This window comes from Methanobrevibacter sp. (assembly GCF_015062935.1).
Classification (GTDB): Archaea; Methanobacteriota; Methanobacteria; order Methanobacteriales; family Methanobacteriaceae; genus Methanocatella.
Window position 1 is genome coordinate 1 of the sequence record NZ_SUTM01000032.1, and the last position, 20,636, is coordinate 20,636.

General features: G+C 32.9%; 26 protein-coding genes and 1 pseudogene. 19 read left to right on the plus strand and 8 right to left on the minus strand.

All coding sequences use genetic code 11. The features are described from left to right. A partial coding sequence (locus E7Z81_RS11375; RefSeq protein WP_292747927.1) for a helix-turn-helix domain-containing protein occupies positions 1-425 on the minus strand: 425 nt, incomplete at its 3' end. A gap of 354 nt (positions 426-779) precedes the next feature. Here E7Z81_RS11375 and E7Z81_RS11380 point away from each other — a divergent pair. From E7Z81_RS11380 to E7Z81_RS11430, 11 genes are all read left to right on the plus strand, one after another. After that, entirely contained in the window at positions 780-1,928 is a 1,149-nt protein-coding gene (locus E7Z81_RS11380) for an aldo/keto reductase (protein ID WP_292747930.1), read from the plus strand. Positions 1,929-2,021: 93 nt separating this feature from the next. Continuing rightward, positions 2,022-2,372, plus strand: a complete 351-nt coding sequence (locus E7Z81_RS11385) for a nascent polypeptide-associated complex protein (RefSeq protein ID WP_292747932.1) — start codon at positions 2,022-2,024, stop codon at positions 2,370-2,372. A gap of 5 nt (positions 2,373-2,377) precedes the next feature. Continuing rightward, the gene (locus E7Z81_RS11390; protein ID WP_292747934.1) at positions 2,378-3,121 is read left to right on the plus strand and encodes a metallophosphoesterase family protein; all 744 of its coding nucleotides are present in this window, start codon (positions 2,378-2,380) and stop codon (positions 3,119-3,121) included. A 77-nt stretch (positions 3,122-3,198) separates the two neighbouring features. Further along, positions 3,199-4,224 carry a Zc3h12a-like ribonuclease gene (locus E7Z81_RS11395; RefSeq protein WP_292747936.1) on the plus strand — a complete coding sequence of 342 codons (1,026 nt, stop codon included), beginning with the start codon at positions 3,199-3,201 and terminating at the stop codon, positions 4,222-4,224. After that, positions 4,217-5,419 carry a hypothetical protein gene (locus tag E7Z81_RS11400; protein ID WP_292747978.1) on the plus strand — a complete coding sequence of 401 codons (1,203 nt, stop codon included), beginning with the start codon at positions 4,217-4,219 and terminating at the stop codon, positions 5,417-5,419. Before E7Z81_RS11395 ends, E7Z81_RS11400 begins: the two co-directional genes overlap by 8 nt. A 21-nt stretch (positions 5,420-5,440) precedes the next feature. Further along, positions 5,441-5,911 carry a hypothetical protein gene (locus tag E7Z81_RS11405; RefSeq protein WP_292747938.1) on the plus strand — a complete coding sequence of 157 codons (471 nt, stop codon included), beginning with the start codon at positions 5,441-5,443 and terminating at the stop codon, positions 5,909-5,911. 14 nt (positions 5,912-5,925) lie between these two features. Next, complete coding sequence (gene argJ / locus E7Z81_RS11410; protein WP_292747940.1) at positions 5,926-7,149, plus strand: bifunctional ornithine acetyltransferase/N-acetylglutamate synthase; 1,224 nt, start codon at positions 5,926-5,928, stop codon at positions 7,147-7,149. Between the two features lie 304 nt (positions 7,150-7,453). Next, a complete protein-coding gene (locus E7Z81_RS11415) occupies positions 7,454-8,056 on the plus strand; it encodes a methyltransferase domain-containing protein (protein WP_292747942.1) in 603 nt (200 codons plus the stop codon). Between the two features lie 116 nt (positions 8,057-8,172). Continuing rightward, positions 8,173-8,760, plus strand: coding sequence for a methyltransferase domain-containing protein (locus tag E7Z81_RS11420; RefSeq protein WP_292747943.1), 588 nt, complete (start codon positions 8,173-8,175; stop codon positions 8,758-8,760). 4 nt (positions 8,761-8,764) lie between these two features. Further along, positions 8,765-9,475 (plus strand): 2-C-methyl-D-erythritol 4-phosphate cytidylyltransferase, encoded by a 711-nt coding sequence (locus E7Z81_RS11425; protein WP_292747945.1) that lies wholly within the window; start codon positions 8,765-8,767, stop codon positions 9,473-9,475. Next, positions 9,468-10,484, plus strand: coding sequence for an alcohol dehydrogenase catalytic domain-containing protein (locus tag E7Z81_RS11430; RefSeq protein ID WP_292747948.1), 1,017 nt, complete (start codon positions 9,468-9,470; stop codon positions 10,482-10,484). Before E7Z81_RS11425 ends, E7Z81_RS11430 begins: the two co-directional genes overlap by 8 nt. A 4-nt stretch (positions 10,485-10,488) precedes the next feature. On the opposite strand, the gene E7Z81_RS11435 is transcribed toward E7Z81_RS11430, so the two are convergent. Continuing rightward, positions 10,489-11,013 (minus strand): hypothetical protein, encoded by a 525-nt coding sequence (locus E7Z81_RS11435; protein WP_292747950.1) that lies wholly within the window; start codon positions 11,011-11,013, stop codon positions 10,489-10,491. Positions 11,014-11,214: 201 nt separating this feature from the next. On the opposite strand from E7Z81_RS11435, the gene E7Z81_RS11440 reads away from it, so the two are divergent. After that, complete coding sequence (locus E7Z81_RS11440) at positions 11,215-11,541, plus strand: hypothetical protein (protein ID WP_292747952.1); 327 nt, start codon at positions 11,215-11,217, stop codon at positions 11,539-11,541. Here E7Z81_RS11440 and E7Z81_RS11445 read toward each other — a convergent pair. Beyond that, entirely contained in the window at positions 11,536-11,700 is a 165-nt protein-coding gene (locus tag E7Z81_RS11445; protein WP_292747954.1) for a hypothetical protein, read from the minus strand. The genes E7Z81_RS11440 and E7Z81_RS11445 overlap by 6 nt on opposite strands. Positions 11,701-11,752: 52 nt before the next feature. Between E7Z81_RS11445 and E7Z81_RS11450 the strand changes: the two genes are divergently transcribed. From E7Z81_RS11450 to E7Z81_RS11470, 5 genes are all read left to right on the plus strand, one after another. Then, a complete protein-coding gene (locus E7Z81_RS11450) occupies positions 11,753-12,010 on the plus strand; it encodes a hypothetical protein (RefSeq protein WP_292747956.1) in 258 nt (85 codons plus the stop codon). Between the two features lie 56 nt (positions 12,011-12,066). Beyond that, complete coding sequence (locus tag E7Z81_RS11455) at positions 12,067-12,756, plus strand: low temperature requirement protein A (RefSeq protein ID WP_292747958.1); 690 nt, start codon at positions 12,067-12,069, stop codon at positions 12,754-12,756. Positions 12,757-13,173: 417 nt separating this feature from the next. Then, the gene (locus E7Z81_RS11460; RefSeq protein ID WP_292747960.1) at positions 13,174-14,118 is read left to right on the plus strand and encodes an SAP domain-containing protein; all 945 of its coding nucleotides are present in this window, start codon (positions 13,174-13,176) and stop codon (positions 14,116-14,118) included. Between the two features lie 3 nt (positions 14,119-14,121). Continuing rightward, entirely contained in the window at positions 14,122-14,709 is a 588-nt protein-coding gene (locus E7Z81_RS11465; RefSeq protein WP_292747962.1) for a DUF998 domain-containing protein, read from the plus strand. A 170-nt stretch (positions 14,710-14,879) separates the two neighbouring features. Then, complete coding sequence (locus tag E7Z81_RS11470) at positions 14,880-15,128, plus strand: hypothetical protein (RefSeq protein ID WP_292747964.1); 249 nt, start codon at positions 14,880-14,882, stop codon at positions 15,126-15,128. A gap of 16 nt (positions 15,129-15,144) precedes the next feature. On the opposite strand, the gene E7Z81_RS11475 is transcribed toward E7Z81_RS11470, so the two are convergent. Beyond that, positions 15,145-15,822 carry a reductive dehalogenase domain-containing protein gene (locus tag E7Z81_RS11475; RefSeq protein ID WP_292747966.1) on the minus strand — a complete coding sequence of 226 codons (678 nt, stop codon included), beginning with the start codon at positions 15,820-15,822 and terminating at the stop codon, positions 15,145-15,147. Positions 15,823-15,922: 100 nt separating this feature from the next. On the opposite strand from E7Z81_RS11475, the gene argB reads away from it, so the two are divergent. Beyond that, positions 15,923-16,786, plus strand: coding sequence for an acetylglutamate kinase (gene argB, locus E7Z81_RS11480; protein ID WP_292747968.1), 864 nt, complete (start codon positions 15,923-15,925; stop codon positions 16,784-16,786). A 10-nt stretch (positions 16,787-16,796) separates the two neighbouring features. Here argB and E7Z81_RS11485 read toward each other — a convergent pair whose 3' ends face one another. Genes E7Z81_RS11485 through aksF form a run of 3 tightly spaced genes read right to left on the minus strand, consistent with a single transcriptional unit; the run spans position 16,797 to position 19,663 of the window. Beyond that, on the minus strand, positions 16,797-17,201 hold the full coding sequence (locus tag E7Z81_RS11485; RefSeq protein ID WP_292747970.1) for a GNAT family N-acetyltransferase: 405 nt from the start codon (positions 17,199-17,201) through the stop codon (positions 16,797-16,799). A 2-nt stretch (positions 17,202-17,203) separates the two neighbouring features. Next, entirely contained in the window at positions 17,204-18,673 is a 1,470-nt protein-coding gene (locus tag E7Z81_RS11490) for a class I adenylate-forming enzyme family protein (protein WP_292747972.1), read from the minus strand. Then, the gene (gene aksF / locus E7Z81_RS11495; RefSeq protein ID WP_292747974.1) at positions 18,674-19,663 is read right to left on the minus strand and encodes a homoisocitrate dehydrogenase; all 990 of its coding nucleotides are present in this window, start codon (positions 19,661-19,663) and stop codon (positions 18,674-18,676) included. Between the two features lie 182 nt (positions 19,664-19,845). Between aksF and E7Z81_RS11500 the strand changes: the two genes are divergently transcribed. Continuing rightward, positions 19,846-20,310 (plus strand): HEAT repeat domain-containing protein, encoded by a 465-nt coding sequence (locus E7Z81_RS11500; protein ID WP_292747976.1) that lies wholly within the window; start codon positions 19,846-19,848, stop codon positions 20,308-20,310. A 47-nt stretch (positions 20,311-20,357) separates the two neighbouring features. On the opposite strand, the pseudogene E7Z81_RS11505 reads toward E7Z81_RS11500, so the two are convergent. Continuing rightward, positions 20,358-20,636: pseudogene (locus E7Z81_RS11505) on the minus strand (hypothetical protein); the annotation flags it as partial.

The following is a 20,636-nucleotide window of genomic DNA, read 5'->3' on the forward strand; positions in this document are numbered from 1 at the left end:
AATTTTGGTAAAACAATTGTATTGCTGGTTATTTTGATATTTTTGTTGTTTTGTATTCTAAATCCATTTTTGGGATTTTTTTTGGATTTGAATTTTGGATAATTGGAATTTTTTTTAAAAAATCCATTAAATGCGTGTAATAAGTCACGATAAACCTGTTGCAAGCTACTTGACTCACTTTTATACAAAAATGGATATTGTTTTTTCAACATTGTTAACATGGTGTTGAATGTTGTTTGATTGCATTTTAGCTTTGTATAGCCATGTTGTTTAAATAATTCAAAGGTTTTTTGGTATTCTGTTAATAAATTATTCCAGACAAATCTTGCATTACCCAGACTCTGATTAAATTTATCTTTCATAACCTTATCAGGATACAACTTAACCTTCAAACCTTCATTAACAACATTACAACCATAAAACATAAAAAAACACATCAAAATATCTGTTATATTTCAACTAATTTTTGAACACAAAATATAATATATCAATAGACAATATATAAAGAATAAGCGAGAGCATTTGATAACTAACTGCTCTTTTTGTGCAATTCATCCTCGACTTGAAGAAGTCAAGGTATTCTTGCACCATTTAGATAAAGAAAATTGTTTGGAAATATGAAAAACAATATATTCTGTTTATGGAGTTCCATGCAATTTCGGGGAATTAAATAGGTCTATTATAGATTGTAGATGGCGTTATTGTAAATTGATGTTAAAGAGAGGTTATAGCATATTTCATAAATTATGTTATGAGAAAATAAATTACGGAGAATAAATATGGCTAAATTGGGTTTTGGGATGATGAGACTTCCCCTGTTGGACGAAAATGACTTTACCAATATTGATATCGAACAGGTTAAAGAAATGGTTGATGTGTACATGGAAAGCGGTCTTAACCATTTTGATACAGCGTTTGTTTATCATGAGGGCGTAGGTGAAAAAACATTCAAGGAATGTGTTGTTGACAGGTATCCTCGTGAATCTTTTAAAATTTCAACTAAATTACCTCTATTTGTAATTACAGAAGAATCACAATTGGAACCGATATTCAACGAACAACTTAAAAATTGTGGTGTGGACTATTTTGACTATTATATGCTGCACAATGTCAGCGGATTTACTGAAAATGCATGGAAAAATGTAGATTTATATTCTTTTATTCAAAAAAAGAAAGAAGAAGGTTTTATTAAGCATATTGGAATTTCCACTCATGGAAATGCGGAATTTCTGGAAGAAATCTTATTTGATCATCCTGAATTGGAGTTCGTTTTACTTCAAATCAATTATCTTGACTGGGAAGATGATGGAATTGAATCCAGAAAATGTCTTGAAGTGGCAAGGAAATATGGAAAATCAGTAATGGTTATGGAACCGTTTAAAGGAGGTTTTCTGGCAGATGTTCCTGAAGAGGCAGAAAAGATAATGAAGGAGCATAATCCCGATGATCCTGTCACATCATGGGCGATGAGATTCGTTGCAGGACTGGATGATGTATGCGTTGTATTGACCGGCGCAAGCAATTTGGATCAGTTAAAGGAAAATATAGACTCTTTTAAAAATGCAAAACCTCTTGATGATGAAGAGCTGAAAATCATTGAGGAAGTTTCCGAGATAATTAACAGCAATATCACTGTTGACTGCACAAAATGCAGATACTGTGTCGATACATGTCCTGAAGAAATCGATATAGCTAAATTGTTTGATTTGTATAATAAGGAAAAAATAATCAACAAAGATGACCGTGCATGGACACAGAATGGTAATGCATACCTTAATTATTCAAGACTTCCTGATGTGGGGATTGCTTCAGATTGCATGGAATGTGAAAGCTGCATTGAAGAATGCCCTCAGCAGATTAATATTCCTGAAGTATTGAAAGATGTAGCGAAGACATTTGAAACTGAAGCTTATGGATTTAATGATTAATCCATATTTTTTCTATTTTTTTTTAAAATTTAAGCAAATTTTTAATATAATTAAAAATATATTTATAAATAGTTATTTTATAGAGGATTTATTATGATACCTGGTATGAATAAAAAACAAATGAAACAAATGGAAAGACAAATGAAGAAAATGGGTATGAAAATGGAAGAATTGGAAGGTGCCCGTGAAGTCATAATCCGTTTTGATGAAAAAGAATTAGTTATTGATAATCCAAGCGTAAGTTTAATGAATGTAATGGGTCAGGAAACTTACCAGATTGAAGGAAAAGCTCGTGAAGTAGAGCTTGAATACGAAATTGAAATTCCTGATGAAGATATTGAAATGGTTGCTAACAGCGCTAATGTTTCTGAAGATGAAGCAAGAGCAGCACTGGAAGAATGTAAAGGGGATTTAGCAGAAGCTATTATGAAATTAAACCAATAGATAAAATGACTGTTATTGCACATATCTCAGACTTGCATGTGAGCACTGCAGATTTTAATGAAGATATATTTATGCAGGCCGCAACTGAAATAAATCGTTTACAACCAGACATGATTATTTTAACTGGGGATTTAACTGACCATGGTTATTATAATGAATTTGAACAAGCTAAAAGATACTTGGAAGTGTTTGAAGCACCATTATTTGCAGTTCCCGGAAACCATGATTCTCGTAATTTAGGTTATCAAAGTTTCGAAGAGTTGATTGGTGAAAAAAGTTGGAAATTAACATTGGGTGATGAATTTACAGTAATCGGTTTGGATAGCAGTTCTCCTGATGAAAATAAAGGACATGTCGGTACTCCCCAACATATGTGGCTGGAACATCAGTTGGATGAATGTGTAATTAATGAACAATTTTCCATTGTTGCATTGCACCATCACGTAATTTCCATTCCCCAAACAGGCCGTGAACGCAATGTATTGTCTGATGCGGGGGATGTTCTAAAAACCTTGACAACCCATGAAGTTGACCTGATTCTCTCTGGGCATAAGCATGTTCCGAACATCTGGAGAATTAATGATACTCTTGCGGTAAATGCAGGTTCATTGTGTTCCTCTAAATTAAGGGGAAAAAATAAGAATTCCTATAATGTTTATAATATTACAGACAGTGAAATAGAAATATTTCTAAATATTGTCGGTGGAGAAAAATTTTTATTTGGAAAATTTCCAAGAAATACATTATAACTTAAATTTAAATATACAATTGAACAAATATAGTATACTGATTTAAAATATTAAATTGTTATTAGTTAGGTGATATTATGAAAGTTGTTGTAGATGCTTCTAATGTGGCTTTTCATGTTAAAAATCAAAATGGTCAACCTCAAATGGCTAATATTCTCGCTGCTGTCAAAGCACTTGAGGAAAGCGAGGATGAATTTGTAATTATTGCTGATGCATCACTTCGTCATGATATTGATGATAAAGAGAAATTTTTAAGATTACTGGAAAGTGAAAATGTAGAGGAAGTTCCAGCAGGAAATGATGCAGATCATTTTATTTTAGAAATTGCCACCAGCGAAAAAGCAAAAATATTATCTAATGACAAATTCAGAGATTATGCTGCTGAATTTAAGAATATCTCTTCAATGAGAATTCCATTTATAATTGATAATGGCAGACTTACCTTCGGTAAACCAAATAAACCTAAAAAAGATAAAAATATTCTTCAGCACATTTGTGATGAAATTATCAAAGAGCTGAACTTTAAAAAATGGGAAATTTACACTGGTAAAGAAGGATTGGAAATATCTCCATTAAATATTGCTAAACAGGCTATCATTCGTATCGATAATGAAAATAATGCAGATTCTAAACTTGAAAATATTTTTTCTAAAATACCAATGTTCAACAAGATCGTGGAAATGGTTGATGATGTTGAAATAGCAGCCCCATATGTAATTTTTGTATTGGTCCATCCAAAGGATTATAAACTGGCTGTTAAAAATGCAGGAAACATTTCCGTTACTATTGCAGACAGATTAGGTCTTGAGAAAAAGCCATTAATCGCTGTTCGTAACGATCTATTTACAAAACCGGGTAATTTTGAATTAAATATTCTGCTTGCAGATGAAGTAACTGAAAACGCACCTTATAATATTTTAGTCCGCGTAAGCGCACATGATGAAGTATTCATTAAAAGGAATTCAAGAAATATTGCAAGCACTATAGCAGGCAGGCTCGGATCCTGGAAATTCCCATTCGTTTCTGTTAAACCTGATATGCTTTTAGAAAAACCAGGTGATTTTGAAATAGAGCTTGAAAAGGGAGATGCGTTTGATGACTAGTTTTTTGACTAAGTCTTATATTAAGTTGACAACCAAACTTAATCCTATTGCAGTGGGAACTAAATTTTTTCCAACAAATAATTTAGAAACCGAATATGTTGAGTTATTCAATTATACTCAAACTATTCTTTTTGAGCTGGAAAAAGCAGAAATTACCTCTGATACAATATTGGAAAATCTTATCCGTGACGTTGGTGTGGAAAATATTCCTAAGGATTATAATTTTTATGAATTGACTCCCGCAGAAAATAGGGTTGAGGAATATGCATTGGTCAGCAATATTATAATGGGTAGTGACCGTTATTTTTACATTGAAATCGAAAGACCTTCCAATTTAATTAACATATTTGTGAAAATCATCCAAAATGAAAAAGGAGAAATTGTTGAAAAAACAGCTACTGAACTCGTTGCAAGAATGTTAAGTAAGAATGATGCAATTCGTGTAGCTATTGAACTTATTGGAATTGGATTGTCTGAAGGTATTCAGGTTATATCTGCTGTAGGTATGACCGGTGCCGCTTCAATCGAAAGAGCAATTCACTACACTCAGAATGTAGGTAGTTTTCCAGGTATCGCATTTACAAAACTTGGAGGGGAATACGCATTGGTATTCGATTCTCCATTCTTGCTGCAGGAATCTCATCCTGTGGATTTAGAAAATTATTTATTCATTGATTTAATCGATTCTACCAAATTTATTGATAAAAACGGTAGAAATCAACTTGTTGATTTAATGACTGGAATTAAAAATTTCATCGAAACTGAATGTGACGGTGAACTTGAAGGTTATAGGGAAGGTGGAGATGATTTCATTGCCAGATTCCCATCCAAAGATTTAGCAATTCGTGCGGGTCTTGATGCCGCCTGGTTTGCATTGGACAATGGTGCAAAAATCAGAGCAGGTGTCGGAAGAAGTAGGCGTGAAGCCGGTGAAAGAGCACAGCTGGTTGACAGTTTACCTTCAACATCCCCGTTGTCATTAGTTGTATTTGAACTGGCTAACGGTTTATATGCGTATAATATTCCATCAGAATTTTCAAGAACTTTAATAAATCTGGTTGAAAACGAAAAAGCTAAACTGATTGGTGTTTTTGCATTCGTATTCATATTCGTATATCTGATGTCTATCATGGGATTGGGTGTATTCGGTTTTGTTGGAATTATTTTAGCTTTAGTATATGCTTTTGTTGCATAATCAATTTAAAGAGTACATAATATGAGAGGAAGAAAAGACGATAAAAGAGTTTTAAGAGCAGGCAATGGTAGGAATAATAAAAAGAGCCATAGGTCTTCTTTTAATAGAAATAATAATCGGAAATCCAGAGGTTCTCCTTTTGGAGGTAACAGAAACAATCGTCAATATTCTCGTGGAGAAAAAAATTACAATAAAAAGAAAAAACGCAGTGGCAAAACTGTTTTAATTATGATCATTGTCCTTTTGGCATTTATCATTGGGGCTGGAGCAGGAGTTTTCATGAGTTTTGAAGCAGCTAACAATGAAACTGCAAACAACAATACAACTCATATTGAAAATGTGACTGTTGAAATGACTACAAATTTAAATGAATCTAATGACGAAGTTGTCTTTGAAGAAGCCGATGCTGTTGATTATAATGAAAATGAATCAGCCAAAATTTTAGGCGTGGAAGACAATCCTTATTATAATAATGTGGAACATTTATATTAATTTAAGTGATATTTATGGAATTTATTAAAGAATTAGACGGAGGATTTTCTGTAATTGAAAATCTTGAAGTTTCAGGTGCTCGTGAAGGAAAATTTGGCGTAACTGTTATTGTCAGTCGCAACAGTACTGCTTCTGCAGTATTCACTTCAAATAAAGTTGTCGCCGCTTCAGTTGAATACACTAAAAATGTTATCAAAAATGGTATTGTTTCAGCTGTTTTTGTAAATAGTGGAAATGCCAACTGTTTTACTGGTGAGCAGGGATTTAAAGACTGTGAAACTTTAGTTGAATTGGTTTCCCGTGACTTGAAAATTCCTAAGGATGAAATTGCAATAGCTTCCACTGGAGTTATCGGACGTGAAATGCCTATTGACATAATATCTAAAGTAGCTTATGAATCACTTTCAAAATTAGGTAACAAACCGGAAAATTCTCTTGCAGCTGCAAAAGCCATAATGACTACAGATACTTTTCCTAAGGAATGTGCAGTTGAAGTGACCTTAACAACCGGGGAAACTGTTAAAATTGCAGGTATTACAAAAGGAAGCGGTATGATTGCCCCAAATATGGGGACTATGTTGTCTTTCATTGTAACTGATGCTGAAATATCTTCAGAAGATATCAACAAGGCATTAAAACAGGCTGCCGATTTAAGTTTTAACATGATTGTTGTAGATGGGGATGAAAGTACAAACGATACCTGTTTAATGATGGCTAATGGACAATCTAATGTTAATGTCGTAAATGACGGGCAAGTGGATTCTAATTTCCAGGAAGCCTTGAACTATCTGTGCATCAATCTTGCTAAAAAGATGGCAAGAGATGGTGAAGGAGCAACTAAATTCCTGGAAGCTAATGTTTACGGTGCAAAAGACCAAAATGATGCAAAACTTGCAGCAAAATCAATTATTTCATCAAGTTTATTCAAATCTGCAGTATTTGGAGGAGATCCTAATTGGGGAAGAATTGTCTCAGCTATAGGATATTCCGGTTGTGATTTAAACCCTGATATTGTTACAATTGCAATTGCAGATGATGAAGATGAAGTGGATTTGGTCAGAAAAGGCGAAATATTGGCCTTTGAGAACACTCCATATCTTGAAAGAGCAGAAAAGATAATGCAGTCCAAAAACGTCACCGTCAATATTGACATGTATTTGGGGGACGGTCAGGCAACTGCATGGGGTTGTGATTTAACTTATGATTATGTTAAAATCAATGCAGAATATACTACTTAAAGAAAAGCTTTAAATATATTAAAAACAAATATTTTTTTGTTATACATTATCTATTTATGATTATCAATTTCAAGGAGGGGAAAATATGGCAAAGGTTAAAGGAACTAACAGAAGAACTAGACCAAAAAGAAGTTACACCAAACCTGGTAGTAAAAGGGGAAGAGGAGTAAAACAAACTTGGAAAAAATAATCCTCTTATAACTTTTTTTTATTATTTTAACTATTTTTAATTGTTATTCACTAATTTTCATATTGACAAATATTATATACTATTTTTTAAAGATTATAATTTAGGTGAAAAATTATGATGATGCCCGAAAATGGACATAGAGCTCATGGATTTTCAAGTGCAAATTTTTTGGACTCTAATGAAATTTTAAATGAATTAAACCTTAAAGGCGATGAAGTTTTCATGGATGCTGGTTGCGGTGACGGCCATATTGCAATTCAGGTAATTGAAGAAAAACTCACTACAAATACTGTTTATGCAGTGGATATCTATGATGCATCTATTGAAGATATGGAAACATATAAAAAGGAAAACAATGTAGAAAATCTAATTAATATCGAAGCAGACATTCCTGAAGGTATTTCTGGGGTTGGTGATGAATCAATCGATGTAGTTTTACTTGTTAATGTTTTCCATGGATTTAAAGCTTCCAGACAACTTGATGAGGCAGTCTGTGAACTTTCAAGAATTGTTAAAAAAGACGGTAAAATAGCTGTAATGGACTATAAACCATGGGACGTTCCGAAAGGACCTCCAACAAAAATGAGAAGTTCACCTGAAGATTTAGAGGAATTGTTCAAAAAACAAAATCTCAAAAAAATCTATTTGAATGAGGAAATTGGTGAGGACATTCCTGAAGGTAAATCTCACTTCTTAATCATGTTTCAAAAAGAATAATTAATTTATTCTTATTATTTTTTTAATTTTTAACAGAACTTTTCTGCCTATTTTTTTTAATAATTATTAAATACTATTTTTTAAAGATTATTATTAAAGAATATGTGGTGAGATTAATGGAACATAAACATCATGCAAAATCAAGTGTAAACTTTCTGGATTCAGATGAAATTCTAGAAAAACTGAATCTTAACGGAAATGAGATTTTTATGGATGCTGGTTGCGGTGATGGCCATATTGCAATTAAAGCCCTTTATGATTATCTTCCGAATGGACTGGTTTATGCTGTAGATAACTATGACATTTCAATCAGGGAACTGGAAGATTATAAAAAGGAAAATAATCTTGAAAAGCTAATAACTGTTCAGGCAGATCTCACAAAAGACATTCCTCAAATTGATGATGATGCAATCGACATGATTTTCATGCTCAATGTAGTTCACGGTTTTAAGGCATCAGGCAACATGGATGATGTTATTGAAAAATTACTGAGAATCCTTAAGAGTGATGGTAAGATTGCAATTGTTGAGTTCAGACCAATCGATTGGACATTCGGACCTCCGACAGAAATAAAATATGCTCCAGAAGAGCTGGAAGGAATATTCAACAATCATGGATTTAAAAAAATTTATTTGAATGAGGAATTGGGCCAGGAAGGTCTTGAGGAAAAATCTCACTATTTAATAATATTTGAAAAGGAGTAAAATAATGATTTTTGCAGCTATTTTGGCAGGTGGAATCGGATCAAGAATGGGAGGCACTGACACTCCGAAGCAGTTCCTGCCTCTTGGAAATAAACCTGTTATTATTCACACTATCGAGAAGTTTGTAATTAACAGTAAAATAGATAAGATTATAGTTTTAACCCCTTCAAACTTTATAAATCACACTAATCATTTAATTGAAGAGTTCATTGGTAAAAATGATGACATTGTTGTTATTGAAGGCGGTGAAACAAGAAACGATACTTTATTAAACAGTATTAATTACATCAAAGATAATTTTGGCATAGATGATGAGTCAATAATACTAACTCATGATTCTGTAAGGCCTTTTGTAACTCACAGGATTATTGAAGACAATATTGAAGCTGCAGAAAGGTATGGTGCTTGCGATACAGTTATTCCAGCAACAGATACTATTGTTGAAAGTATCAATGCAAAGACAATAGAAAGCATCCCCGTTAGGGACTATTATTATCAGGGCCAAACACCTCAGAGCTTCAATGTAAAGAAACTTTTCAATTTAATCAATAGCTTGACTGAAGAGGAAAGCAATATCCTAACTGACGCCTGTAAGATATTTACTCTTAAGGACGAATCCGTATATCTTGTTGAGGGGGAAGTAACAAATATCAAAATTACATATCCATATGATTTGAAATTAGCAAATACAATACTTGAGGATAATCATGATTAACGTTGTTTATAGATTGAAATCTCCTAAATTCTTTGAAGAGTCAATTGATGAAATAGAATTGGACGGGGTAGTTGTCAGACCAACTTATTTATCAATTTGTCAAGCGGATCAAAGATATTACCAGGGTTCAAGACCTGCTGAAATCTTGGATAAAAAACTGCCGATGGCTTTAATCCATGAAGGAATCGGTGAAGTAGTCTTTGATGGCAGCAAAAATCTCAAATCCGGTGATAAGGTAGTTATGATACCCAACACTCCAGTAGGGGAGGATGTCTGTAAATTGAATTACTCTTACAATTCCAAATTCAGAGGTAGCGGATTTGATGGTTTCACTTCTGATTTAATAAAACTTGAACAAGACAGGGTCGTTAAAATTCCAGACAGTTTCAATCCCAAGGTCAGTGCATTCATTGAACTGATCAGTGTGGCTTATCAGGGAATATCCAAGTTTGAAGAGATTGCCACAACTCCTAAAAAAGTACTGGGAGTTTGGGGTGATGGAAATTTAGGTTTTATTACTACATTACTTTTAAAAGTAAAGTTTCCGGATTCCAAAATCATAATTTTTGGTAAACACCAGGAAAATCTTAATCTGTTTTCATTTGCTGATGAAATATACAGGATTCATGATGTTCCAAAGGATCTGGTTGTGGACCATGGATTTGAATGCGTCGGGTCAAGCGCTTCACAATCAGCCATTGACCAAATTATAGATTTAATCAATCCTCAGGGAATTATAAGTCTATTTGGCGTTAGCGAATATCCTATTCCAATTAATACCCGTATGATTTTAGAAAAAGGATTAACACTCCAGGGCAATAGTCGATCTGAACGGGAAGATTTTATTGGTGTAGTGGAACTATTGAATGAAAATCCTCATCTTTTTGATTATCTGGAAAAATTAGTTACCAATACCTGTGAAATAAATTCTTTGAATGACTTAAAGGAAGCATTTGATAAAGATTATATTTCCAAATTCGGTAAAACTATTTTAAAATGGAATAAATAATCATCTAACTTAAACGATTAAGAATTTTAAATGTTTCTACTGTGTAGTAATGTCTTTCTTCTTTTCTGCATATTTCCCTAAGCATGGATAATGCGTTTATATCGTCATTGCTGAGTGTTTCAGTGTTTTCCAGTTTATGTTTAATTCCATTGAGGACAGTTTCACATATGTTGTTTTCAACCTGTCTAATTTTAATATTAAAATCTGCCTTTGATTTGATGTTAAACTCATTAACATTAACATTTACATCTTTCGGACAGATAATGTATATTGAAATCGCTTTTTGGTGCTTTTCATGAATCTCCTCAGTAAGTTCTACATATTTTGCCAGTTCTTCTATGTCAAAATCGGTAATCTGAAATTCAAGATCAATGAATTCTCCATCTTCGGTTAGGAAAAAATCTCCTTCCTGATGAATGTTTTCGTCTAATTCGAGTTTTTCTGTGGGGACATGACATTTTATTTTTCGTGTGTCGTTAAATAATTCTCTAATTATTGATGTTCTAGTTTCAAAGTCTTTTTTTCTCATAGTATAACCTACAAATTTTAATGTGTATTGGTTATATCTATTTTTAAAGTTTATAAATTGGTTAGTTTTAAATTAAATCAATTTAACAGGGTTAAATAAATTTTAAGCAATGAAAACAATATTGTCAATCATTCATTTTACTATAATGTTTTCTGCTCGTTATTTATAGTTTAAAATTAAATAATTCTAATAGGTGATATTGTGGATTATGAGACTATTATTTCTGAAAAATTTCCAAACTGCAATGTTGAAGTAATAAAACCGGATTTTTTTGATATAGACATGCTGGTGGAATATATTACTGACGATATTGTTGTCTATAACCCATTTTCAGTAATGGTGTACAGGCACATGATTAGATTCATGATGAATGTGGGTCATCGAGGTAAAATATATTATTTGGATGGTTTTTCAGATGATGATTTGAAGGTAATTCATGGTGGCCTTTTGAAATTCACCTGGAAAAGAGATACAAAAATTAATCTGTTTAAAAATGCAGACCCTGACAGGGATATTTTGGGCTTATAATCTAAAAAATTCATCGCAATATTCACAATAATAATTGTATTCGCTCTCACAACAGTTTCCAATTATTATCTCACCTTTAAGGGATTCAATAGCCAGTTCATCTGTTGTGTCATGAAATACTTTTTTCAATGTTCTCATGCATTTCGGACAAGTTTTCATATCTCTATTTATTTAAATTATTAAAGTTAAATATTAGTGTAGGTGTAAAAAAATGCTTATTAATGTTGGCGCAGAATTTGGTACACATTTAGAATCTAGCGAAATAGCTGTTGAATTAGTAGATATTCTAAATAAGATACCTGAAGACGATTTTATACTGGATTTTAAGGATGTAATGTTTATTACAATGAATTACGCTCAAGCCTATTATAACGCTAAAAATGAATCCTCAAAAAAGATTTCAGAAATAAATATCTCTGATGAAATTAGTGTTGTAATGGGTGCCGCTGATGAAGCATGCAATCCTTAATTTTTTTCTTTTTTTCGAATTAATATTTAAATGTCAGTGTTAACAAATATTTTCACATGGAAATCACTAAAAAGCCGGTTGAATTAATAGAATTGTTTTATGATTTGATTTTTGTCTATGCGATATCCCAGTTAACCGCTCTAATTAATGAGCCGGTTGGAGGTATAATTCCTCCTTTTAACTTTTTCGCATATCTGATTTCATGTTTTGTAATCCTGCAGGCCTGGCTATATTTTACAAACTATGTGAATCGTTACGGGCAGTGGAGATGGTATGAGTATCTTATTGTATGTTTAAACATGATTGCAGTATTTTTCATGACAGATACCATTTCTATTGATTGGTACTCAATGCATTTTCCATTTATCGTTTCAATGCTTATTATTCTTTTAACCATTGTGCTTTTGTATGCAATTCAGGCTTACAAAGAAAAGTCTCTAAAGGGAGCAGCAGGCAATTCAATTACTATTTTGAGCATCGTTTGTACAATTTATGTTATAGCAATATTTTGTTCTATTTTCAGTTATGGGGATTATGTAATCTGGTTAAATGTTTTAGCGGTTCTGGCAGGTGCATTTCTGCCGTTTGTCATTAGAGGCAATTTCAGTAAGAACATTATTAATTTTCCTCATCTGGTGGAGAGATTTGAACTTCTGACAATCATCACTTTTGGTGAAGCAATTGTTGGGCTAACACATTTCTTTGACGTGACCCACATTGACTTTATACCTATTTGGTATTTTTAATAATATTGGCAATGTTCGGTTCCTATGTAATTCAGATTCACCGTTTGATGGAACATATGCGGGTTGAAAGGGCATTGAGGTTAATGTTCAGCCATTATTTCATTATCATAAGCATTAATCTGGTCACCGTAGCTTTTGAATTAATTCACTCTGGCGAGGTCAATGCTTTGTTTGCAAGTGGCCTAATGATTGTTTCATTGGTTATTTTTTACATTTCAATAATGGTCAATAAGGAATATTATATGCAAAATATTAAATTAACTAAAAAAGATATATTACTAATGGTAATAACTTTTATTTTAGGAATAGTTATTATTTTAATATTCATTTCAAATTTATATGCTTTCTTGATTGGAAGCTTGATTATAACTTTCGGCAATTTCATTATATTGCTGATGAAATATAAAAGGTGTTTAAGTGAGTGAACAAATATTAGAAATATTCAATGTTTTAAATTTTTTAAACAGTGGTTATGAGCTTGAAGATATTTTAAACGAAGGTAACTTTGGAACTTTTCCTTCAGCTGAGGATTGTATCCAATACCTGGTTAAAGAAGGATATCTTGAAGGTGATGTGGAAGCTATAGCTTCAGCTAGTGATGATAATGGGGAGTTAACTGCTGAAGAAGTCTCTAAAAAATACACTGTTGCTGAGTTAAAGGATATTTTAAGGGAAAATGGATTAAAAGTTTCAGGTAAAAAACAGGAACTTATTGAAAGAGTTTTACCTGTATTGAATGGTGAAAGTGAATCAGATGAGGTAACATTATCTGATTTTGATAAATCATATGATTTGGAATTAACAGACAAAGCCCGTGAGTTTTTAAAAGAAAATGATTGGATCGATTTATACATGTTTGCTCTTGTGGCTTTCAGATTTGAAGACTATGAAACCTATGTCAAAGGATCTTCTGAAGACAACATCAAAACAGCATTAAACTTCTGTGATGAAATCTTGTCAAGGGCATTGGTTGCAAATCAGTTTTTAGTATTCATTGACGCATTATCCGCAAAAGCTCATGTTTATGCATATGATGGAGATTACAGCTCATTTTTAGATTACGATTTACAACGCTACATTTTAGGATTAAACCCTATTTATATGGATGCACAGACTTATGCCACATATGATGTAATAAATGAAGCAAACATAATTAATTTAAAAAATGTGCTTGAAAAATTGGAAATGGGCAGTTTGAAGAAAAGATTTGATAAAATCTGGAACAAATCCAGTATTCACAGTATCACCGTGCCTAAAAAAACCTGTTATAAAATTTTACAAAGGGCTATTGCAGGCGCAGATATTGAAGAGCTCAATTTCGATTTAAAAGAGAAATACTTTAACAAAAAATTCGGAATCTAATTTATGAAGTCTAAAGTTGCAGGAATTGTCTTTTTAGTTGGAAGTCTTTACTATTTACTAGCTGAAGCTATTTCAGCAACTTTTTTCAATGCTTCTATTTTTAATACTTATATTTTTCACACTATTTCTGAGCTGGGAATTCCAAACGGAAACTCTCCGCTGTTCTGGTTAATGAATTCGGCTTTCATTTTAGTCGGGCTGACATTAATATTCGGCAGTTTTTATAATTTTAAAGATTATATAATTAAAAATAAGATTGTATTTTATATTTTTTCACTAATAACAGGTTTAGGTGTCATTATTGTGGGTTTGATTCATGGTGGAAATCCGTTAACATCCGGTTATCATACGTTGGGTGCAGTGATGGCGATATTGGGTGGAAATATAATGCTTGTTCTGGTTTCCAGGTCAATGGATGAGTTTGGAAGATTTCAAAAAGCAACATTGCTTCTGGGAATTATAGGTCTTGTTGCATTTTGGGCAATGTTTTTCAATATGGGAAATGCCTACATGCCTGTTCTTGAAAGACTTTCTGTTTATACCTTGATAATATGGAGTTTTTTAACAGGAGTTTATCTTTTAAGAAATTAAATTTATGATTAATTATTTTACTATTTTTTATTCATTACATCTATTTAATCAACCATTATTTTAATTTAATTGAGTTGGGTTTTGTAACTTTATTTTTGCATCGATGATATCTACATTTAAGTATAAAAGTATAAATACTTCGCAAGTTAACTAACAATATAGGTGATAACATGGCAAACTTGGATAAAGAAATTGAAGAAAAAATCTTAGCTATTGTTGAAAAATACCAAAAAGAAAACACAAAACTTTTAAACTACCTGATAACTGATGATGAGATTACTTTTTTCTCACCGATTGCTAACGGTAGTGAAATAACTGCAAGTGACTTGCAGAAAGTTGCTGAAATTTTAAACGGATCATTTGAAGGAATGGAAATTGTTAACCAAGAGTACAGATTCAAATTCAAATGCGGATTATAGGGGTTTAAACAATCCCCTATTCTTTTTTTAAATATTCTTTTGTAATTTTACATTCAACCATACATTTTGTACAGCCAAGACCTGCCTTATACTGTTCAATAATGTATTCTCCACATGCTTCAATGTCAATGATGTCTTTTCTGGTTAATCTGTCATTCCACTTTTGGGGATTTATCGCATTAACGGGACATGCATCCTGACAATTTGTACACTCATCGCATTCAGAATCGGTAATTGGTGTTCCGAATTCAAGAGGCATGTCGGTCAAAATTCCTCCAAGTGCTATTGCTGAGCCGTATTCCGGAGTAACTAGAAGAGCTGACCTTCCTATCCATCCCATTCCGGATTTGGTGGCAATTGTTTTGTATGGCAATATACTCAATAATTTTTCCATATCACATTCGTTACGTGTCATTGTCAATCCGAATGCATCATATCCCAGTTTTTTAATATACTCTTCGCCTTTCAGTGAAATTTCTGTTAATTTGTCAATTTGCTTGTGAAAGCATTTCCAGTAGGACTCATAATCCTCTTCATTAAGAAATTCCATGGCTTCAAGAGGAAGTTTTAAAACAAGGCTGATTCCGTTGGGCAAATCAACAAATTCATTTGCAAGACCATTGACATCAGCAAAACCTACCTTACTTGCACCTAAACTTATCAAGTAATCTTTAAGGTCATTCATCTCAGACATAATAATGATTATATTTTATGTACATATAAATTGTATTGTAATGGATTTCTAACTTAAAAACTTATAAATTATTAAATTAAATATTAAATGTAGTGATAAAATGAATGATATTGATGTTTTGGTAGAGGCTTTACCATTTATAAAAGAATTTTACTGTAAAAAAATTTTAATTAAATATGGCGGCCATGCAATGATTGATGATGAAGCAAAATCATCAACCGCCCGTGACACAGTCTTGCTTAAGTATGTCGGAATGGAACCTATAATTGTGCATGGTGGAGGGCCTGAAATTTCAAGATCAATGGAAAAACTTGGAAAGGAATCCAAATTTATTAAAGGTTTAAGAGTAACTGATGAAGAAACCATGGAAATAATTGAAATGGTTCTTGCAGGAAAAATCTCATCAGAAATTGTTTCAGAACTCATAAAACATGATACAGATGCAATCAGTTTATCCGGTAAAGATTCAAGATTAATTTATGCTCATAAAAAACCAGTAAGTAAAATAGATGATGAAATAGTTGATTTAGGTCTTGTTGGTGAAGTTGACGAGATTAATACTGAAATGTTGGAAATGTTTTTGGAATACGACGTTACTCCTGTAATTTCTCCTATTGGTATGGATGAAAACGGAAATGGATTAAATCTGAATGCAGATACTGCAGCAGGTGAGATTGCAGGTGCATTGAAAGCGGAAAAATTAATCATTTTAACTGATGTTCGTGGTGTTTTAAGAGATCCTTCTGACCCGTCAACATTAATCCAAAAAATTAGAATTTCTGAAGTACCTGGTTTGATTGAAGAAGGAATTATTTCCGGCGGAATGATTCCTAAAATCGAGACATGTGTAAAAGCTATTGAAAGTGGTGTTAAATCATGCCATATCATCGATGGTAGGGTAAAACACGCAATGCTTTATGAAATCTTCACAACCGATGGTATCGGAACTATGATTTTTAAATAATCATAGTTTTTCAATCTTTCAGTTCTGTTAGGAATAGCGGAACTTTGTCTTCTCTTTTTTCAAATTCACAGTATTCATAGAATCTGCTTTTTTCATGCATTGTAATAACAGCTATTCTCTGGTAATCCTTGTAGTGCTGTTTGACTTTTTCAACCAATGTTTTTCCGATTCCTTTAAGTTGATATTCCGGTTTTACAAGAAGATAATTGATGTAGGCGTTCATCACACCATCATCCATGGCTGAAATTAATCCAACTAGTTCGTCACCGTCCCAGGCTGAGTAAACGCAATTGATATTTCTCATTGCAAGTACTAGCTTTTTAGGAAATTCTCCGGAAGACCACTCAACTGACAGAAACAGTTCTTCCAGTTCTCTTTTTGAAAAGTTGTGAGTGTTCTTGTAGGTTATGCTCATTTTTATTCCTTAAACATTTTTCTAAGTTCTCTTCTAAGTAATTTCCATCCGTTTACTCTTGGAAGTTCTTCCAGTGCAAATATTTTTCTTGGAACCTTATATCTTGATAGGTTTTCACGTGCATAGCTGATCAGTCCTTCATCATCTGCTTCGTTTTCCCATACGACTGCAGCTACAGGGATTTCTCCTCTGTGGCAATCGTTAATGCTGAAAATAGCTATTTCTTTTACAGCAGGATATTTTATCAGGACTTCTTCAACTTCTGTAGGATAGATTTTCCAACCGCTCATTACAATCATGTCTTTTTTACGGTCGGTAATAAACAGACGGTTGTCTTCATCAAGATAACCAATATCTCCTGTTAAAAACCATCCGTCATCTAAAAATGAGGATTTTGTTTTTTCTTCATTTCCCCAGTATCCTTTTGCAACAGCAGGGCCTCTAAGTGCAATTTCGCCCTGTTCGTATTGAGGTAAAATCTTGGAAGAATCTACTTCATCAACAATTTTGACTTCTGAAAAGCATACTGGATGGCCTACACTTTCAAATCTGTCAGCTTCCCAGTAATCTTCAGGTCTGATGACTGTTCCGGTTCCTATAACAATGGTTTCAGACAGTCCGTAAGCGTTAATGATAGGGATCTGATAAGTCTGGTGGAAATCTTTCCAAATCTTTTTGTGAAGAGGTCCTCCTCCGGAAATGATTTCTCTGACAGTTTTCAGATGTTTTCTGGCATCCATTGTTGTCAATGAATGTATTACTGGGGGCATTCCAGTTAAAACTGTGACTTTTTCTTTTTCGCATAACTGGAGATATTCTTCAATATTGAATTGTTCAATTAGAATATAATAGGCTGCAGCTCTAAGTGCTGAAATGGACCATGAAAGCCCAACGTGTGCCATCGGATAGATTCCTAAATAAACATCATCCTGTTTTAATGTTAACACATCGCATTCATTATGTATTGCTGTAAAGTAATTTCCATGGGTGAGCATTGCACCTTTTGGCTGACCGGTAGTTCCTGAAGTATATTGCAGTTGACATAAATCATCCCAGTCTGTATTTTCAGCAGGCAATATCTCACAGTCTTTAAATTCAGAAATATTGTTGGGAATGTATGTTTCAACATCGATTAAATCTTTTGCCTCATTATCGGTAATCATTAGTTTTGCTTTTGAGTCGTTTACTATGTAGTCAAGTTCAACTGCAGTCATTATTCTGTTTGTCGGAATGGCTATTGCACCTATTCTCCAGATTGCAAAAAGTGAAAATAAGTATTCTTCGGAGTTATTCAAATAAATTAAAACACGGTCTCCTTTTGAGATTCCCAAATCTTTTAAATTACGTCCGATTTCAGAAACGATTGATAAGATTTCACCTGAATTGTATTTATTTCCTGTAGTTGGGTTATACAGCACGTCCTTGTCCAAACGTTTTGAATTTGCATCTAAAAAAGTAGTAATATTCAGCATTTAAATTAACTCCTTAACAATTGCTTTTGTCACATCCATTGTTGTTGAATTTCCTCCCAAATCGGGAGTTCTGATTTTGCACTCTGCAATTACTTTTTCAACCGCATTTTTGATGTTGTTTGAAATCTCCCATTCTCCAAGATAGTCAAGCATCATGGAAGCTGACAGAATCATTGAACATGGATTTGCAATGTTTTTACCAGCAATATCTGGTGCTGAACCGTGAACGGGTTCAAACAGTCCGTTGCGATCTCCGATGTTTCCTGACGGTGCAAGTCCAAGTCCTCCTACAAGACCTGCGCTTTCATCAGACAATATGTCTCCAAACAGGTTGCTTGCCACAATAACATCAAAGTTTTGAGGCTGTGTTACAAGATACATTGCCATTGCATCAACATAATAATCTTCAGTTTGAATTTGAGGATAATCCTTTGCAATTTTGTAGAAACTTTCTTTAAAAACTCCGTCTGTCTTTTTCAGGACATTGCTTTTGTGAACGCATGTAACCTTGTTCTGCCCTCTTTTCAAACATAAATTGAATGCCGCTTTTGAAATTCTCTCTGAAGCTTTTCTGGTGATTATTCTTTCAGCCATCATCTTTTCGCTGTCACCGTATTCGACCTGTGAGTAGAGCCCTTCGGTATTTTCTCTAACTATAACAAAATCAATATCGTCACGAATGCAATCAACGCCTTTATATGATTTTATTGGTCTGATATTCGCATAGACGTTCAATTCTTTTCTTAAATTTATGATTGGGCTTGGCTGACCTGGTGTTGATGTGGATGCTCCAAAAAGCACTGCATCACTATTTTTAGCGATTTTAATTGTTTCTTCAGGTAATGTTGTTCCGTTATTGTTAAAACACTCAAAACCAGCTTCTCCATATTTGAAACTAAAATTTAAATCTAGTTTATCAAGCATATATTCGCATGCTTCCATTACTTCGTTTCCTATTCCGTCTCCACTTATAATTGCAAGATTATACATTATTTCACTTAAAATTTTTTTTAATATATTATATTTGGATATTATCATTATATAGCAATTTTGTTTTACATTGAAATTTTGTTCGTATACTATCGAAATACTTTTATATATCCAAAGTTATAATTATACATTAACTACAAAAATAAATTCAGATTACCTTATTGAATTTGTGAGGGATTAAAATGGAAAGAAGTATCGATGAATTAATAGAATTATTAAATGATAAAGATGACTTTGTTGTTGAAGATGCAGTTGGTGAATTGGAATTAAGGGCAGATGAAGCTTTAGACCCACTAATTGATGCATTATCTCATAGAAAAAAACAAATCAGATTAAATGCAGCAACTTTATTAGGTGCAATAAATGACCCTAAAGCAATTCCTGCTTTAATTGAAACAATGCATGACAATAATAAATTAGTAAGAAGAGAAGCATCCACTGCAGTTTCACGTATGGGTCAACCAGCTGTTGATCCTTTAATCGAAACTTTAGAAGATGAAGACTGGAGAGTAAGAGGAGCAGCTGCATGGGCTTTAGGAAACTTAGGTGATGAAAAAGCTATTCCTGCACTTGAAAAATTACTTGATGATGAAAGTGGTTTTGTAAAACAAGGTGCACAAAGCGCTATTAACTCTATCAACAGATAAGCTTTAATTAGCTTATTTATTTTCTTTTTATGAGTATTTTTAAATGTTCAGTTGGATAATTCATAATATTTTTTTGATAAATCTCTGAGCATTATTTTTAATTTTTCTTTTTCTTGTGGCGTATAATCCTCAAAAATTTCATTTTCTATACTATCAATTGTTCTATTGAATTTCTGGGTTACTTTTCTTCCTTTGTCTGTAATTGTAACAATATTTTTACTTTTGTTTTCGGGGTTGGGCTTAATTTCATTGAACAACCTCGCCTTGAAGAAGGCGAGGATTCCTAGAGTTTTGTTTTTATTACTCAATCGTTTATTGAGTGCTTT

What these genes read in the sequence shown, in the direction of transcription:
- E7Z81_RS11380 (WP_292747930.1), top strand. Translation starts at nt 780, where the DNA reads ATGGCTAAATTGGGTTTTGGGATGATGAGACTTCCCCTGTTGGACGAA.
- E7Z81_RS11385 (WP_292747932.1), top strand. Translation starts at nt 2,022, where the DNA reads ATGATACCTGGTATGAATAAAAAACAAATGAAACAAATGGAAAGACAA.
- E7Z81_RS11390 (WP_292747934.1), top strand. Translation starts at nt 2,378, where the DNA reads ATGACTGTTATTGCACATATCTCAGACTTGCATGTGAGCACTGCAGAT.
- E7Z81_RS11395 (WP_292747936.1), top strand. Translation starts at nt 3,199, where the DNA reads ATGAAAGTTGTTGTAGATGCTTCTAATGTGGCTTTTCATGTTAAAAAT.
- E7Z81_RS11400 (WP_292747978.1), top strand. Translation starts at nt 4,217, where the DNA reads ATGACTAGTTTTTTGACTAAGTCTTATATTAAGTTGACAACCAAACTT.
- E7Z81_RS11405 (WP_292747938.1), top strand. Translation starts at nt 5,441, where the DNA reads ATGAGAGGAAGAAAAGACGATAAAAGAGTTTTAAGAGCAGGCAATGGT.
- argJ (WP_292747940.1), top strand. Translation starts at nt 5,926, where the DNA reads ATGGAATTTATTAAAGAATTAGACGGAGGATTTTCTGTAATTGAAAAT.
- E7Z81_RS11415 (WP_292747942.1), top strand. Translation starts at nt 7,454, where the DNA reads ATGATGATGCCCGAAAATGGACATAGAGCTCATGGATTTTCAAGTGCA.
- E7Z81_RS11420 (WP_292747943.1), top strand. Translation starts at nt 8,173, where the DNA reads ATGGAACATAAACATCATGCAAAATCAAGTGTAAACTTTCTGGATTCA.
- E7Z81_RS11425 (WP_292747945.1), top strand. Translation starts at nt 8,765, where the DNA reads ATGATTTTTGCAGCTATTTTGGCAGGTGGAATCGGATCAAGAATGGGA.
- E7Z81_RS11430 (WP_292747948.1), top strand. Translation starts at nt 9,468, where the DNA reads ATGATTAACGTTGTTTATAGATTGAAATCTCCTAAATTCTTTGAAGAG.
- E7Z81_RS11435 (WP_292747950.1), bottom strand. Translation starts at nt 11,013, where the DNA reads ATGAGAAAAAAAGACTTTGAAACTAGAACATCAATAATTAGAGAATTA.
- E7Z81_RS11445 (WP_292747954.1), bottom strand. Translation starts at nt 11,700, where the DNA reads ATGAAAACTTGTCCGAAATGCATGAGAACATTGAAAAAAGTATTTCAT.
- E7Z81_RS11450 (WP_292747956.1), top strand. Translation starts at nt 11,753, where the DNA reads ATGCTTATTAATGTTGGCGCAGAATTTGGTACACATTTAGAATCTAGC.
- E7Z81_RS11455 (WP_292747958.1), top strand. Translation starts at nt 12,067, where the DNA reads ATGGAAATCACTAAAAAGCCGGTTGAATTAATAGAATTGTTTTATGAT.
- E7Z81_RS11465 (WP_292747962.1), top strand. Translation starts at nt 14,122, where the DNA reads ATGAAGTCTAAAGTTGCAGGAATTGTCTTTTTAGTTGGAAGTCTTTAC.
- E7Z81_RS11470 (WP_292747964.1), top strand. Translation starts at nt 14,880, where the DNA reads ATGGCAAACTTGGATAAAGAAATTGAAGAAAAAATCTTAGCTATTGTT.
- E7Z81_RS11475 (WP_292747966.1), bottom strand. Translation starts at nt 15,822, where the DNA reads ATGTCTGAGATGAATGACCTTAAAGATTACTTGATAAGTTTAGGTGCA.
- argB (WP_292747968.1), top strand. Translation starts at nt 15,923, where the DNA reads ATGAATGATATTGATGTTTTGGTAGAGGCTTTACCATTTATAAAAGAA.
- E7Z81_RS11485 (WP_292747970.1), bottom strand. Translation starts at nt 17,201, where the DNA reads ATGAGCATAACCTACAAGAACACTCACAACTTTTCAAAAAGAGAACTG.
- E7Z81_RS11490 (WP_292747972.1), bottom strand. Translation starts at nt 18,673, where the DNA reads ATGCTGAATATTACTACTTTTTTAGATGCAAATTCAAAACGTTTGGAC.
- aksF (WP_292747974.1), bottom strand. Translation starts at nt 19,663, where the DNA reads ATGTATAATCTTGCAATTATAAGTGGAGACGGAATAGGAAACGAAGTA.
- E7Z81_RS11500 (WP_292747976.1), top strand. Translation starts at nt 19,846, where the DNA reads ATGGAAAGAAGTATCGATGAATTAATAGAATTATTAAATGATAAAGAT.